This is a genomic window from Flavobacterium sp., from assembly GCF_043756175.1.
In the GTDB taxonomy this organism is placed as follows: domain Bacteria; phylum Bacteroidota; class Bacteroidia; order Flavobacteriales; family Flavobacteriaceae; genus Flavobacterium.
The window spans coordinates 102,754-117,453 of sequence record NZ_JAYURN010000067.1; the positions used below are offsets into that span (position 1 = coordinate 102,754).

Here is a 14,700-nt window from a genome sequence, read left to right on the forward strand (position 1 = left end):
TGTCAAATAAGTATTATGCTAGGATTATTTAAAGAAAATGTAAAAATTGCGTTGGGTTCTATAAGAACGCAATTGCTCCGTACAATTTTAACGGTACTTATTATTGCTATTGGGATTACCGCACTGGTAGGAATTCTGACTGTGGTTTCTGCTTTAGAAAACACGTTATCTAAAGATTTTGCATCGATGGGTTCTAATACTTTTTCGATAAATCAGTATAAAAATTCAACCCGAAGAAATGGTGGAGACGAAAGAGAGAAAATAAATCCTACTATTACTTATACCGAAGCCAAAGCATTTAAAGAAAATTTCAAATATCCTCTCACCTATACTTCTGTTTCATTTACAGCGACAACGAAAGCTGAAGTAAAGTTTGAAGCTGACAAAACCGACCCTGAAGCTTCTATTTTAGGTGTTGATGAATATTTTACGCCAAATTCAGGGTTGAAAGTAGTAAAAGGTCGAAATTTTACAACTTTTGATATCGAAAACAATATGAATGTCTGTGTTTTAGGTTCTGATTTTGAAAAAAAATTATTGAAAGATATCAATCCAATTGATAAAACAATTTCTATTCGTGGTGCAAAATTTAAGGTCATTGGCGTTTTAGAAGAAAAAGGATCCACTTTTGGAAATAGTCAGGATTTACGAGTTATGATTCCTATACAAGTGGCGAGAACTTTGTTTACCACTTCCAATATAAATTATACGACTAGTGTGATGGTCGAAAAAAAGGAGTTACTAAGTAATGCGGTCGATAACGCGACAATTGCAATGCGTAAAGTAAGAAAACTAAGTCCTATTGAAGATGCTAATTTTTCAGTTTCAAGAAGTGATGATTTAATAAATAAAATACTTGGCATTACTCAATATTTGGGCTGGTCTGCATGGCTAATTGGGATTATTACCGTTTTTGGTTCTTCGATTGCACTAATGAATATCATGTTAGTTTCTGTTACCGAAAGAACCCGAGAAATTGGGGTTAGAAAAGCGTTGGGTGCTAAAAAAAGCACCATTGCAATGCAGTTTTTTATGGAAACACTAGTAATTGGTCAATTGGGTGGATTGTTAGGAATTATTTTAGGGATTCTGATAGGTTATACCATTGCAGTTTTAATTGAGTTTGAGTTTGTAATTCCCTGGCTTGCTATTATATCTGCATTTGTCGTGAGCTTTATCGTGGCTGTGTTTTCGGGTTCTTATCCTGCTATAAAAGCCGCAAAATTAGATCCTATTGAAGCCTTGCGTTACGAGTAGGTTTTGATTTCTGAAATATTTAAAACATTGTCGTTTGTCATTCTGACGAAGGATGAATCTCACATAATAAGTTAATGAGATTCTTCCTTCGTCAGAATGACAACTGTACATTTAATTTTTATTTTTGAAATTTCCTTTTGAAATGAAATTTGTTATCTGAAATTTGCCTTAATCATCCTGTCATTTCCGTAAATATCTTTTTTGAGTTCGATATTTTTAAAATTATATTTTTCTAACAATTCGATCATTTCTTTACCCAGATACTGATTGATTTCGAAATACAATTGACCGTTTTCTGAAAGATTTCTTGTAGCTAATTCTGTTATTTTTCGATAGAAAAGTAATGCATCATTGTCTTCTACAAAAAGCGCTAGATGTGGTTCATATTCCAATACGTTTTTATGAATCTCCTGCTTTTCTAAATTCCTAACATACGGCGGATTAGAAACTATAATATCCAATTGTTGATTTAAATCTTCGGTTTCGAGAATATTTTTTTCAACAAAAGTGACTTTCATCTCGTTTAATTCTGCATTTTTTTTGGCTGTTGCCAAAGCTTTTTCTGAAACATCAATTGCAAAAACTTGAGCGTTCGGAAGATTTTTTGCTAACGAAATCGCAATGCAACCAGAACCTGTACCAATATCGAGAATCTTTAAATCTTTATTTTTTTCTATTTTTAAATCCTTAATAATCCATTCAACTAATTCTTCTGTTTCTGGACGAGGAATTAGTGTATTTTCATTAACATAAAAAGGCAAACCAAAAAACTCAGTTTCTCCTAATATATATTGAATTGGTTTTTGCTGTTTCAGTTGCGACAAAACCATCTCCCATTGCAATAATTGAATCGTATTTAATTCTAAATCTGGATTCAAAACCAAATCGACACGTTTTAGTTGATGAAAAGCTTCAAGAATAATATAAAAAAAGCTTTCAATTTCTTTTTCATCAAAAATTGGAGTTAGTTCTTTTATGAATTGTGTTCTGTAGTTTTTTATTAGCATTTTCGACTTGTCAATTATTCTTTATCACTTGTCAACTGTTTTATCATCCAAACAGGGCAAGATGTGTGACCAGTGCTTCCCATAGGTTCGCAAAGATACTCAAAACCAACTTTTTTGTACAGTTTTTGGGCAGCTTCCATATACGGCATGGTTTCTAAATAGCATTTTTTATACCCGAAATTTTTAGCAATATCAAGACAATTTTCCATTAATTGTGATCCAATTCCTAATCCTCTATATTCTGTCAAAAAATACATTTTTTGAAGTTCACAAATTGTTTCCGCTTCATTTTCTAGTGGAGCAATTCCTGCGCCGCCAATAACAACTCCGTTATTTTCGACTACAAAATATTTTGATTTTGGATATTGATAGGTTTCAAACAAAAAATCTAATTGTGGATCAGCATAAGCTGTCCCTATTTTAGGCGCACCTAATTCCATTAAAACATCACGAACAATTTTTGCAATTGCCTGATTGTCTTTCTGTTGAATCTCTCTAATAATTGTCATAAAACTAAACTCTTAAACTTCTAAACTTCTAAACTAAAAGTTTTATTTTTGTGATGTGAAGATACATGAATTTTATATAAAACGTTGCATCGAATTAGCCAAAAATGGTTTACCAGCGGCAATGCCGAATCCTTCGGTTGGCGCTGTAATTGTTTTTGAAAATAAAATCATCGGCGAAGGATATACTTCTGCATATGGTGGAAATCATGCTGAAGTAAATGCAATAAATGGAGTAAAAGACAAAACCTTATTATCTAAATCGACAATTTATGTCAGTTTAGAACCTTGTAGTCATTTTGGAAAAACGCCACCTTGTTGCGATTTGATTATCAAAAATAAAATTCCAAATGTGGTTATCGGAACTGTTGACTCTAATAGTAAAGTGTCCGGCCAAGGAATAAAAAAATTAATAGAAGCTGGCGCCAATGTAACTGTAGGAGTTCTTGAAACGGAATGTCGAGAATCTAACAAACGTTTTTTTACTTATCACGAAAAAAAACGACCATATATTATATTAAAATGGGCAGAAACTGAAGATGGTTTTATTGCTCCGCCTTCAAAAAAAGAACAAAAACCAGTTTGGATTACCAATGTTTATTCCCGACAGTTATTACACAAATGGAGAAGCGAAGAGCAAGCTATACTTGTAGGAACGCAAACTGTTATTGATGACAACCCAAAATTGGATGTTCGAAATTGGACTGGAAAAAATCCGATAAGAATAGTTTTAGATAAAAATAATAGAATTTCAAAAGAAAGTCATATATTTGATATTCGTCAAAAAACGTTTGTAATTTCTGACAATGCAATTAATTATTCTGAAAATGTAGCTTTGCAAATAGCGACGTTTTTATTCCATAATAATTTACAATCAGTAATTATAGAAGGTGGGAAACAAACCTTGCAGACTTTTATAGATGCAAATTTGTGGGACGAAGCAAGAATTTTTAGAGGAAAAGAGATGTTTTCTGGTGGTACGAAAGCCCCTGTAATTACTGGAAAAATAGTGGCGAAAAGCAAAATAGACAATGACGAACTATTAATCTATTTAAACTATGATTAACACTATTATTTTCGATTTTGGCGATGTATTTATCAATCTTGATAGAGAAGCTTCGCTTACTGCATTAAAAAAATTAGGGCTATATTCTTGGAACGATGAACTCGAAAATTTAAATCAAGAGTTTGAACGAGGAAAACTAACAGAAGTTCAGTTTATTATTGGGCTTAAAAAATTAATCCCAAACACTTCAATCGATGACTTAAGAGCTGCTTGGAATGCTGTTCTTTTAGATTTTCCTTTACAAAGATTAGAGTTTTTACAACGATTGTCTTTGATGAATTATAAATTGTTTTTGTTAAGCAATACTGACGAAATTCATATTACGAAATTCGAGCATATGCTTGGAGCAACATTTATAAGAGAGTTTTACCAATGTTTTGAAAAAGTATATTTCTCTTTCGAAATTGGTGTACGCAAACCAGATCCACAAGCTTTTGATTATATTATCAAAAAACATGCTTTGTCAACAAAGCATACATTATTTATTGATGATAAAAAAGAAAATACAGATATCGCGGCCGCTTTAGGCATGCAAGTTTGGAATATTGTTCCAGGAAAAGAAGATATCACCCAACTTTTCGACAAGAAATTTATTCTTAAATAGTTTTTTTTTTGGAAATACAAGACACTTATTTTACTATTGCGGAACCATCTCCTGAGGTTTTATTTAAAGAGAAAAACAGCAAGTTTTTTGGCCATGCTTTTCCAATAAGCTCGGAAGATGAAGTAAAAGTTCATATCGAAAACTTAAAGAAGCAACATTTTTCGGCACGACATTGGTGTTATGCTTATCAGATTGGAACGGATAAAATACAATATCGTGCTAATGATGATGGCGAACCCAATAATAGTGCAGGAATGCCAATTTACGGACAAATTCAATCATTTAATGTTACGAATATTTTAGTAGTGGTAGTACGGTATTTTGGAGGTGTAAAATTAGGTGTTGGTGGACTTATAACGGCTTATAAAACCGCTGCGCAAATGGCACTCGAAGAATCTGAAATTATTGAAAAGACAATTGATATTCATTTTTTAGTTCAATTCGACTATAAAAATATGAATAAAGTAATGCGAGTTATCAAAGAAAAAAATATTACAATTGTTTCTCAAACAATGAAAGAAGACTGTCAAATTGAAATTGCTTCCCGAAAAAAAAATGCCAAAACTATATTTGACATTTTTGATGGAATTTTTGAGGTTAGTATAAAAGCTTTTACATAAGCTTCAATTTCTCATTTACATAATCTGGAGGCAAAGTTGGTCGTCCAGTTTTCATGTCTACAAATACCAAAACTGAGTTGCCAGTTGTTAACAACTCATCCTTATCATTATAAATTTCATAATCAAATTCAATCTTAACAGAAGTCTGACTTTTAAAGATTGTTTTTACCGTTAGTTCATCATCGTAACGTGCTGGTTTTTTGTAATTCATGGTTAGCGAAACCACTGGAAGCATAATTCCATTTTCTTCCATCCATTTATAAGAAACCCCTAGATTTCTTAGCCATTCGACACGACCCATTTCGAAATATTGTGCATAATTTCCGTGATACACTACAGCCATTTGGTCAGTTTCGGCATAACGAACACGGACTTTAAATTGGTATTCTTTCATTATAATAATATATAAATTTAATAATTGTTTAACGTTTAAAAAATTACTCTTACGACATTTATTTTATAAAATCAATACCCTAAAAATTTTTTTTTAACGATTTTATGACTCATATTTGCTATCCCGAATTAATCAAAAAATCCACTTGTTTTTTTTGTAAATATAAACTTATAATTTTAAAGCGTAAGCATGCAAACTATGAATAAAACTGCTGAATCAGTCTGGGACAATTGTCTATCTTTTATAAAAGACAACATTCAGGAGCAAGCCTATAAAACATGGTTTGAGCCTATTAAGTCTGTTGAACTAACTGATAATGCATTATATATTCAAGTGCCTAGTAAATTCTTTTACGAATGGTTAGAAGAACACTATGTAAAATTACTTAAAGTAGCGCTCACTAAAGAGCTTGGCAAAAATGCAAAGTTACTTTATAAAATCAAAATGGAAAACACTTATGGTAACAAACTTCCTTTTACGGAACAATTACCAAGTGCACACCGTTCGCCTGTAAGAACTCAAGAAATTGATGTTCCGGTGCAACAAAAAAATCCAGAATTAAGAAATCCTTTTATAATACCTGGAATTCGTAATCTAAAAATTGAATCTCAACTGAATGCAAATTATAGTTTCGATAACTTTTTAGAAGGAGATTCTAACAGACTAGCTCGTTCTGCAGGAATGGCTGTTGCCAATAAACCTGGCGGAACATCATTTAACCCATTACTTATTTTTGGTGGTGTAGGACTAGGAAAAACGCATTTGGCTCACGCTATTGGTGTCGAAATAAAAGACAAATATCCAGATAAAACAGTTTTGTATATTTCTGCCGAAATATTTACACAACAATATATAGATTCTGTTAAGAAAAATACGAGAAATGATTTTATACATTTTTATCAATTAATCGATGTTTTGATTATTGATGACGTTCAATTCTTGTCAGGAAAAACAGGAACACAAGATGTGTTTTTTCACATTTTTAACTATTTGCATCAAAATGGTAAACAAGTTATTCTTACTTCTGACAAAGCACCTGTTGATATGCAAGATATCGAACAACGTTTGTTGTCTCGTTTCAAATGGGGACTGTCTGCCGAAATACACCAACCAGATTACGAAACAAGAATTTCAATCTTAAAGAATATTTTGTATCGTGATGGTGTAGAAATTCCTGAAGAAATTATTGAATATGTAGCACGCAACATAAAAAGTAATGTTCGTGAGCTAGAAGGTGCTATAATTTCACTTATTGCACAATCTTCTTTCAACAAAAAAGAAGTTACTTTAGAATTAGCTAAACAAGTAGTCGAGAAATTTGTTAAGAATGTAAAACGTGAAGTATCTATAGATTATATTCAGAAAGTAGTTTCCGATTATTTTCAGTTGGATTTAGAAATTTTACAATCTAAAACAAGAAAACGTCACGTGGTACAAGCAAGACAATTGGCTATGTTTTTTGCAAAAAGATATACCAAAGCTTCTTTAGCAAATATTGGTTCTCAAATTGGAGACCGTGATCACGCTACCGTTTTACATGCTTGTAAGACAGTTGATAATTTAGTTTCTACCGACAAACAATTCAAAAAATTTGTTGACGATATCAACAAAAAATTATCGCTTTAAGTTATGACTACAAAGGTATTGATGGTTTGTCTGGGAAACATTTGTCGTTCTCCACTTGCCGAAGGTATTTTAAGATCTAAACTTTCATCAGATTTTATTGTAGATTCTGCTGGAACTGGTCATTGGCACATAGGTAATCCGCCCGATGTAAGGTCTATAAAAATAGCAAAAGAAAAAGGAATTGACATTTCAACTTTAAAAGGACGTCAATTCTCAAAACAAGATTTCTTAGATTATGACTATATTTATGTTATGGATAATCAGAATTATAAAGATGTAACTGCGCTTGCTTCTCATGAAAACGAAAAAGCAAAAGTACAACTCATTCTTAATGAATTGTTTCCTAATGAAAATGTAGATGTTCCAGATCCCTATTACGGTTTACAAGATGGCTTTACAAGAGTTTACGAAATGCTCGATGAAGCTTGTGACGTAATTAAGGAAAGACTTTTAAAAAAATAAACTAAGATGAATATTCTAGGAAAACTATACCTTATTCCAACCACTCTTGGCGAAATGAATGCTGACGATGTTTTACCTCAAACTATCAAGAGAGCTATCGATTTTATAGATTATTATATTGTAGAAAACGAGAAAACCGCAAGAAAATCTATAAAAATAGTTCATGCTGAAAAAAAACAATCCGAACTAAAACTTTATTTATTAAACAAACATACGGACAGTAAAGAACATCTAGATTTTATTAAACCTTTGTTAGAAGGACATAATGTAGGTTTGATGAGCGAAGCTGGCTGTCCTGGCGTTGCAGATCCTGGCGCTGTTATCGTAAAGATTGCTCACGAAAAAGGCATCCAAGTTGTTCCTTTAGTTGGTCCATCATCCATATTGTTAGCACTTATGGCGTCCGGAATGAATGGTCAGAGCTTTACTTTTAATGGTTATTTACCAATTGATAAATCCGAAAAAAAACAAGCAATAAAAAGTTTAGAGAAATTATCTTTCGATAAAAATCAGTCCCAATTGTTTATTGAAACACCTTACCGAAACAATAAATTATTAGAAGATATTTTGCAAACATTACAACCCAATACACTTTTGTGTATTGCTTGCGATATTACTTTACCAACTGAATACATCAAAACTATGACGGTGAATTCATGGAAAAAACAAAAGGTCGATTTACACAACCGACCTTGTATTTTTATTATACACAAAACGTATTAATAATGTCTTGCTTTGGCTTTTTCGCTGGCCTCTATACAACTTGTGTCGTATCCTGCAAAATCTTTCATGTACTCTTTTATTGAAGTACCGTAGCTATCTTTACATTTTCTGCGGCCGTTAGTTTTCAAAAATCTTTTTACAGATCCTGGACCACCAAGATGTGCTGATGCTAAAATTCCAGACTCGGTAATTTCTATTCCGTTTATTATTTTCCCGGAATATTTGGTAATTTCTTTACGAAGTTCCCATTTGTTTCTAGATAAATTGGCCAAAAAAGCTTTTTCCTGTAATTTTCGACTTCTTAGGAAAGAAATTGTATCTCTAATTCCTAAAATTCGTAAAGTTTCTGAACCAAACTGATATTTTCCTAAATATCCCAACGTGTTTACTTTATAATATTTACCTTGAGATTCACGAGCTGCTAAACTCTGCTGAAATCCTACAAAGGTTTTTCCGGTAAATGGGATGTTAAAAAAAGTTTGATTAAGTTCTGTTTCGGTAGGTACGGTATAAAAAATTTCTTCTTTTTCAAAGATATTAAACCAAGGAAAAAATTCAGAATAAAATGGTTTAAAACCAGAACTTAAAATTGTAATTGAGGCAAATATTCCGATGTAAAATATTTGTTTTTTTGTCATAATTTGTTTTTCTTTCTAACTAGGTAAAACCATCATTGTTAGAAAATTTCTACAGGACAAAATTACAACCGAAAGCTAACTTACTGAAATATAATATGTTAAATTTTGTTAAAAATATAAACAATGAAAGTTAACAACTCCGTTAGATGTTAATTCGACACTTGGTGCGGGGATTTTTATAATATTAAAAATCGAAAAAACTGTCCTCAAAAAATGTGATTTTGTGTTAATTTTTGTTAAATCCGCATCTAAACTTAAGTAAAACTGACGGTATCTTTTGTCTTCAAAACTACTATTTACGTCAGAAACGTCTTTATATCCTGTAACCATTCCTCCTGCTCCGTAACCAACAGCTACATTGACCCATTTTGGTATTTTAGATCTCGGAAAAAACGAATGTACATTGGCAGACAACCAATACGTTTGTCCGTTATAATCTTTTAATATTTGTTCGTTTAGTGATTTTCCCAACGCATCTGGTCGCATGGAAGCATATGATGTGGTGTGAAAAGAGAATTTAGGAACAATTCGTTGCTCTTTCCATAGTAATTCTTGCGAAACATACAAAGTTGTACCTGTAGCATTTGCAATAATATCTCCAGATGAAGCACCCCATTTTTGGGAATATCCGTCAAGAACCTCAACAGCTGTTAAAAACACAAAACCCACTGTTGACCCATAAACCAATTGTTGTTTTTTTGTAGCGCCGCTCCATTTCAATAAGTCTGCACCGGCATTTCCTATATGATAGGCAGAATAGATATGTCCCAATTTATCCATTTGAAGCCATTCTTTATTGTCATTTATAAAATGAAATTTAGATTTCGGATAGCCTTTGTACCATAATTCATTCAAACCAACTAAAGCTCCAGAAATGGCAACAGCTTCTGTAATTAGAACGGCGTTTCTTCTTGCAATAATTAAAGAATCTGAGGGTTTTAAGAAATTATCAATACTGTTTTGAGCAAAAATTGGAATTGAAAGAAAGAGTAAACTTAAATATATGTAGCGATATAATTTCAAAATTATTTTTCGATACCTAATTTAGTCACCCATTCTGCATATTTTTTTGCATACACTTGGTGTTCTTCATAAGTTTTTGCAAAATCATGATAACCAAAACGTGTTACACTCGCACAGAAAAAGATATAATCGTGCTTTTCGGCATTTAGCACAGCATCGATAGCCGAAATGTCAGGCATGGCGATTGGTCCTGGAGGCAATCCTGTATGTACATAAGTATTATAAGGAGAAGATGAATGTAGCATATCACCACGAACTCTTTTTATTACTTGATCGAAATCACCAGATTCTTTTTTGACTGCAAATATTACTGTGGGATCTGCTTGTAATGGTGTTTCGGTTTTTAATCGGTTAAGATATACTCCCGCAACACGAGGACGCTCGTCAATTTTTACGGTTTCTTTATGAACGATTGATGCCAATGTGATGACTTGTTGAGATGTCATTCCTAGTGCTTTTGCTTTTGCTAATCTATCAGTACTCCAAAAAATAGTATATTCTTTTGCCATCTTTTTACGGAACTTTTCTGCCGAAATATTCCATTTTACTTCATATGTATTTGGAATAAACATACCTAGAATAGTTTCATTGTTAAAACCATTTTTCTTCATAAAAACGGTATCTCGCAAACTATTTATCAGCGTTGTGCTATCTACTTCCATTTGCGATGAAAGGCGAGAAACTAATTTTTCTAAACTCTCTTGATTGTTAAAAGCCAATTTTAATGGTTCGTTATGACGAAGTGCAGTAATCATCTGAAAACTGCTCATCCCTTTTTTGAATAAAAATCTTCCTGGGAAAACATTTTCATTATAAGAACGTTTTTCAGCAACAAATTTGAATTTATTAATGTTTTTTACATTTGGTTCGACAATTTTAAGCACATCTTCATATGTTGATCCAGTTGGTATAAAGACATACAATTCGTTTTTATCAAACTTTGTATTGTTTGAAAATATATTGATATAACCGTAAATAGCAACCGAAGCAACTAAGATTAATGTAACGATAAGGGCAATTTTCTTTTTGTTCATTTTTTTAAGGTTCTGAGGCACTAAGGCTCTGAGGTACTAAGGTTTTGTACTTTGTTTAAAAAAAATAAATTTTTTTTAACTTAACGATTCAGAACCTCAGCTCCTTTATTTATTAACTGAAATAATTCTTCATCAAAGTATTTTCCTTCGTGAAAAGTCCAATCTTTTTTGGTGCCAATTTTTTGAAAACCAAATGTAGTAAAAAGCTTTAAACTAGCTTCATTATTGCTTCCAATATTTGCGTATAATTGATGTAAATTTAACTTCCTAAATGCATAATTTACTAAAAGCGACAAGGCTTCTTTTCCTATTCCTTGATTTCTGTTTTCTTTATTTTCGATAACGATTCCTATTCCAGCTCGATTATTTTTAGGATCAAAATCGAATAAATCTATTAATCCTAAAGGTTTTGAATCACTATTTTTGCAAATAGCCAATCGCAATTGCTTTGCTTCGTAGATATCCTGATGGGCATTTTCGAGATATTGTTTGATTAAGAACCGAGAATAAGGAGTTTGTGTATTACTAACTTCCCAAATAGTTTCATTGTTTTCTACACCAAAAACGAAGTTTAAATCTTCTGGTTCTAAAGCTCGCAAACAAATATTATTCCCTTTTAATGTAATCAAAATAGATTATTTAGATAGTTAATTCTGTTATGAAAACAAATTCTGCGGGTCCTGTTAAAAAAACATTTGTGAAAATTCCATTTTCTTCATCAAATGAAACATCGAGTTTCCCTCCTTGCACATTTATAGTAATAGTGTTAGTATTTGTTTTACCGGTAGCTTTCATAGCAATTGAGGTTGCGGTTGCTCCTGTTCCACAAGATAGTGTTTCGTCTTCTACACCACGTTCGTATGTTCTTATTGAAAATTCATTTTCGGAAATTTGATCTACAAAATTTACATTACTTCCTGCTTTTCCGTATAAATCACCGTAGCGAATTTTTGCTCCTTCATTTTTGACATCAAAACCAGCTAAATCATCTACAAACTGAACGTGATGTGGTGAACCTGTGTTTAAGAAAACGTAATGATCATGAATAGTTACTTCCTCTACATTTTTCATTTGCAGGGAAACGATTTCGTTTTCATCGATTGAAGCACGATGCAATCCGTCGACAGCAATAAATGTTGCTTTGTCTTTTATTATATTTAGTTTTTTTGCAAAAGCGACCAAACATCGTCCACCATTGCCACACATAGAACTTTGGTTTCCATCCGAGTTGTAATAAACCATCTTAAAATCGGTCGATTCATCGTTTTCTAACAAAATCAAACCGTCGGCTCCAATACCAAATCTTCTATCGCAAAGTTTTTCGATAAGTGCTGTATTTTCTTTTGGGAATGTTTGCAAACGATTGTCAATCATAACAAAATCGTTTCCTGTTCCTTGGTATTTGTAGAGTTTCATTTTATTGGTTATTCGTTGATTTGGTTAATCGGTTATTTGGTTGTTAGAACGACTAATTTGAATCTTAGCCCCGATTGAAGTGGAAATCTTTTTATACCTGACAGGTTTTAAAAACCTGTCAGGTATAAAAAATTGCAACGAAAAGCGGGTAAATGCTTACTAAGATTATAATGTTATGCTACTAAAACCATTACAAAAGTACAAATATTAATGTTAAGTTAAAAGTTGTTAAACGAGCGTTAAACTGTTTTTCTGATGACAACAAATTTCTAAATTTACGTTTAGAATTTAAAATATAAAAATAGTAACTATGAAAAAATTTGCGAGTTTATTTTTTGTGTCTTTGTTAAGTGGAGCTACAACGCTGGGTGCTTACAAATTATTTATGGAAGAGGGAAATTCCTCTAAATTGTCGATTGCGAGCAGTAATTATGCCAAAAATGTAGGACTTACTGCCGAAAATATCGACTTTACAACTGCTGCCGAAAATACGATTCACACGGTGGTGCATGTAAAAAATGTCTCTGTTTCGAATATTCCGAGCAATCCTATGCTAGAATTCTTTTATGGTTCTCGTGGTGGTGGCGGTCAGCAAACACAAGTAGGAACTGGTTCGGGTGTAATTATTAGTGCCGATGGATATATTGTGACCAACAATCATGTGGTAAAAGATGCTACAGAACTCGAAATCACTTTAAACAACAACAAAACATACAAGGCAAAACTCGTAGGAACTGATAGCAAAATGGATATTGCTTTACTAAAAATAGATGCAGACGAAAAATTACCTTATACTACATTTGGCGATTCTGACAATCTAAAAGTTGGCGAATGGGTTCTTGCAGTTGGAAATCCTTATAATTTAACTTCGACCGTTACAGCCGGAATTGTTTCTGCAAAGGCGAGAGATTTATCTAACAACGGAATTCAATCATTTATACAAACCGATGCTGCTGTAAATCCAGGAAATAGCGGTGGTGCATTGGTAAATACTCGTGGTGAATTAATAGGAATAAATACTATGATTTCTTCTCAAACAGGTTCTTATGTAGGCTATTCATTTGCCGTTCCGTCTAACTTAACTCGTAAAATAGTGGAAGATTTGATGGAATACGGAAACGTACAACGTGGTATTTTAGGAATTGAAGCGGGAGAACTAAACAGCGCTACCTCGAAAGAATTAGGCATAAAACAAAGTACAGGTGTTTTAATAAATAAGGTTTCTAAAAATTCTGGTGCAGAAAAAGCGGGACTTAAAAAAGGAGATATTATTCAGAAATTAGATGAGAAAAGCATCATGTCATTTTCCGATTTAACTTCTTACATTAATACAAAACGCCCAAATGACGAAATTAAAGTAGGAATTATTCGCGATGAAAAAAACATAACTGTTCCTGTTAAATTGACTAAAAAAGAACTCATCAATTACGATTTGAAAGGTTTAGAATTAGCGGATATTGATAATGTTGATATGAAGAAATTCAATATTAAATATGGTATAAAAATTGAAAATATCACCAATGAAGAACTCTCAGGTTACGCAGAACAACTGAAAGGTGGTGTGATTTTAAGCATAGATAATGTAAAAGCTACTGATATTGAAACGGTAACCAAAGTTTTATCTAAAAAACCAGAAAACCAACGTTCACAGATAGAATTAATTACTATAAACGGTCAGATATTGAGGTTTTTATTATAAAATAATTTAATTTTTTTTAACTAACCAGTCTTTTCAGGCTGGTTTTTTTGATTAATAAGCCAAGATGTTTTTTATTTAAAAGTTGTTACACGAAGATTCTCAAAGAAAAACACAAAGATTACTTCGTCAGTTAGCTTTCGGTCGAGTCACAAAGTTTTATTTTCAATTTTCTTGGCGTGTCTTTGTGTAACCTTAGTGAATCTTTGTGAAATAGCTTAAATGGTTTTTCCTCTCTAAAAATAATACTAAAAATCCTTTACGAAAACGTTTGAAATATATACTTTTGTACCACAAAAAATAATAACTATTTTACTTAAACGAATGAACAACACAACGGTTTACGAAAAAGAAATAGCTTTTCAAGCAGACAGACGAAGAGCTGGAGTAGAATTAATAAAAATAATTAGCGATTTGTGGTATGACAAATCTATCGAAATGGTCCTGTTTAGAAACCAACTTATCGACAGAAATGTAAGCGACATTATCAACCTACACGAATATGCTGGAGAATTTGTTGAAAAACCAATATCAGTATTTGATTCGGTAGAAATTGCTAGAGCTATACTTTCGTTAGATTTACCACCATCAAAATTAGATATTGGTAAATTAACTTACGAATTTCACC

16 protein-coding genes and 1 pseudogene are annotated in these 14,700 nt (G+C 32.2%); 9 read left to right on the forward strand and 8 right to left on the reverse strand.

Translation table 11 applies throughout. From position 1 onward, the window contains the following. The first annotated feature begins 15 nt into the window (after positions 1 to 15). A complete protein-coding gene (locus ACH2BP_RS05000; RefSeq protein WP_395057619.1) occupies positions 16 to 1,257 on the forward strand; it encodes an ABC transporter permease in 1,242 nt (413 codons plus the stop codon). A gap of 152 nt (positions 1,258 to 1,409) precedes the next feature. On the opposite strand, the gene prmC is transcribed toward ACH2BP_RS05000, so the two are convergent. Beyond that, on the reverse strand, positions 1,410 to 2,264 hold the full coding sequence (prmC, locus tag ACH2BP_RS05005; protein WP_395057621.1) for a peptide chain release factor N(5)-glutamine methyltransferase: 855 nt from the start codon (positions 2,262 to 2,264) through the stop codon (positions 1,410 to 1,412). Positions 2,265 to 2,278: 14 nt separating this feature from the next. Beyond that, the gene (locus ACH2BP_RS05010) at positions 2,279 to 2,773 is read right to left on the reverse strand and encodes a GNAT family N-acetyltransferase (RefSeq protein ID WP_395057623.1); all 495 of its coding nucleotides are present in this window, start codon (positions 2,771 to 2,773) and stop codon (positions 2,279 to 2,281) included. 55 nt (positions 2,774 to 2,828) lie between these two features. Here ACH2BP_RS05010 and ribD point away from each other — a divergent pair, with 55 nt between their 5' ends. From ribD to ACH2BP_RS05025, 3 genes are read left to right on the forward strand one after another with little or no spacing between them, the layout of a single operon-like run. After that, the gene (ribD, locus tag ACH2BP_RS05015; protein WP_395057625.1) at positions 2,829 to 3,836 is read left to right on the forward strand and encodes a bifunctional diaminohydroxyphosphoribosylaminopyrimidine deaminase/5-amino-6-(5-phosphoribosylamino)uracil reductase RibD; all 1,008 of its coding nucleotides are present in this window, start codon (positions 2,829 to 2,831) and stop codon (positions 3,834 to 3,836) included. Next, positions 3,829 to 4,440: an HAD family hydrolase gene (locus ACH2BP_RS05020; RefSeq protein ID WP_395057627.1), complete on the forward strand. Its 612-nt coding sequence runs from the start codon at positions 3,829 to 3,831 to the stop codon at positions 4,438 to 4,440. The genes ribD and ACH2BP_RS05020 overlap by 8 nt, the downstream gene beginning before the upstream one ends. A gap of 8 nt (positions 4,441 to 4,448) precedes the next feature. Beyond that, positions 4,449 to 5,060, forward strand: a complete 612-nt coding sequence (locus ACH2BP_RS05025) for an IMPACT family protein (protein WP_395057629.1) — start codon at positions 4,449 to 4,451, stop codon at positions 5,058 to 5,060. Here the strand turns inward: ACH2BP_RS05025 and ACH2BP_RS05030 are convergent. Then, positions 5,053 to 5,454 carry an acyl-CoA thioesterase gene (locus ACH2BP_RS05030; RefSeq protein WP_395057631.1) on the reverse strand — a complete coding sequence of 134 codons (402 nt, stop codon included), beginning with the start codon at positions 5,452 to 5,454 and terminating at the stop codon, positions 5,053 to 5,055. The genes ACH2BP_RS05025 and ACH2BP_RS05030 overlap by 8 nt on opposite strands. A gap of 198 nt (positions 5,455 to 5,652) precedes the next feature. Between ACH2BP_RS05030 and dnaA the strand changes: the two genes are divergently transcribed. From dnaA to ACH2BP_RS05045, 3 genes are read left to right on the forward strand one after another with little or no spacing between them, the layout of a single operon-like run. After that, positions 5,653 to 7,080, forward strand: coding sequence for a chromosomal replication initiator protein DnaA (gene dnaA / locus ACH2BP_RS05035; protein ID WP_167357338.1), 1,428 nt, complete (start codon positions 5,653 to 5,655; stop codon positions 7,078 to 7,080). 3 nt (positions 7,081 to 7,083) lie between these two features. Next, complete coding sequence (locus ACH2BP_RS05040) at positions 7,084 to 7,542, forward strand: low molecular weight protein-tyrosine-phosphatase (RefSeq protein WP_395057633.1); 459 nt, start codon at positions 7,084 to 7,086, stop codon at positions 7,540 to 7,542. Positions 7,543 to 7,548: 6 nt separating this feature from the next. Continuing rightward, on the forward strand, positions 7,549 to 8,265 hold the full coding sequence (locus tag ACH2BP_RS05045) for an SAM-dependent methyltransferase (RefSeq protein WP_395057635.1): 717 nt from the start codon (positions 7,549 to 7,551) through the stop codon (positions 8,263 to 8,265). Here the strand turns inward: ACH2BP_RS05045 and ACH2BP_RS05050 are convergent. The 5 genes from ACH2BP_RS05050 to dapF all read right to left on the reverse strand — a co-directional run bounded on the left by ACH2BP_RS05050 (position 8,262) and on the right by dapF (position 12,376). Then, on the reverse strand, positions 8,262 to 8,903 hold the full coding sequence (locus tag ACH2BP_RS05050; RefSeq protein ID WP_395057637.1) for a peptidoglycan-binding protein LysM: 642 nt from the start codon (positions 8,901 to 8,903) through the stop codon (positions 8,262 to 8,264). The two genes, ACH2BP_RS05045 and ACH2BP_RS05050, sit on opposite strands and share 4 nt — an antisense overlap. A 108-nt stretch (positions 8,904 to 9,011) precedes the next feature. After that, a complete protein-coding gene (locus tag ACH2BP_RS05055) occupies positions 9,012 to 9,926 on the reverse strand; it encodes a DUF2279 domain-containing protein (protein WP_395057639.1) in 915 nt (304 codons plus the stop codon). A gap of 2 nt (positions 9,927 to 9,928) precedes the next feature. After that, positions 9,929 to 10,960 carry an endolytic transglycosylase MltG gene (gene mltG / locus ACH2BP_RS05060; protein ID WP_395057641.1) on the reverse strand — a complete coding sequence of 344 codons (1,032 nt, stop codon included), beginning with the start codon at positions 10,958 to 10,960 and terminating at the stop codon, positions 9,929 to 9,931. Positions 10,961 to 11,040: 80 nt separating this feature from the next. Further along, the gene (locus tag ACH2BP_RS05065) at positions 11,041 to 11,589 is read right to left on the reverse strand and encodes a GNAT family N-acetyltransferase (RefSeq protein ID WP_395057643.1); all 549 of its coding nucleotides are present in this window, start codon (positions 11,587 to 11,589) and stop codon (positions 11,041 to 11,043) included. 10 nt (positions 11,590 to 11,599) lie between these two features. After that, positions 11,600 to 12,376, reverse strand: coding sequence for a diaminopimelate epimerase (gene dapF, locus ACH2BP_RS05070; RefSeq protein ID WP_395057645.1), 777 nt, complete (start codon positions 12,374 to 12,376; stop codon positions 11,600 to 11,602). Positions 12,377 to 12,686: 310 nt separating this feature from the next. Here dapF and ACH2BP_RS05075 point away from each other — a divergent pair, with 310 nt between their 5' ends. Together ACH2BP_RS05075 and ACH2BP_RS05080 are read left to right on the forward strand one after the other, a co-directional pair. Next, positions 12,687 to 14,075: a Do family serine endopeptidase gene (locus ACH2BP_RS05075; protein ID WP_395057647.1), complete on the forward strand. Its 1,389-nt coding sequence runs from the start codon at positions 12,687 to 12,689 to the stop codon at positions 14,073 to 14,075. A gap of 321 nt (positions 14,076 to 14,396) precedes the next feature. Beyond that, positions 14,397 to 14,700, forward strand: a pseudogene (locus ACH2BP_RS05080) (glyceraldehyde-3-phosphate dehydrogenase); the annotation flags it as partial.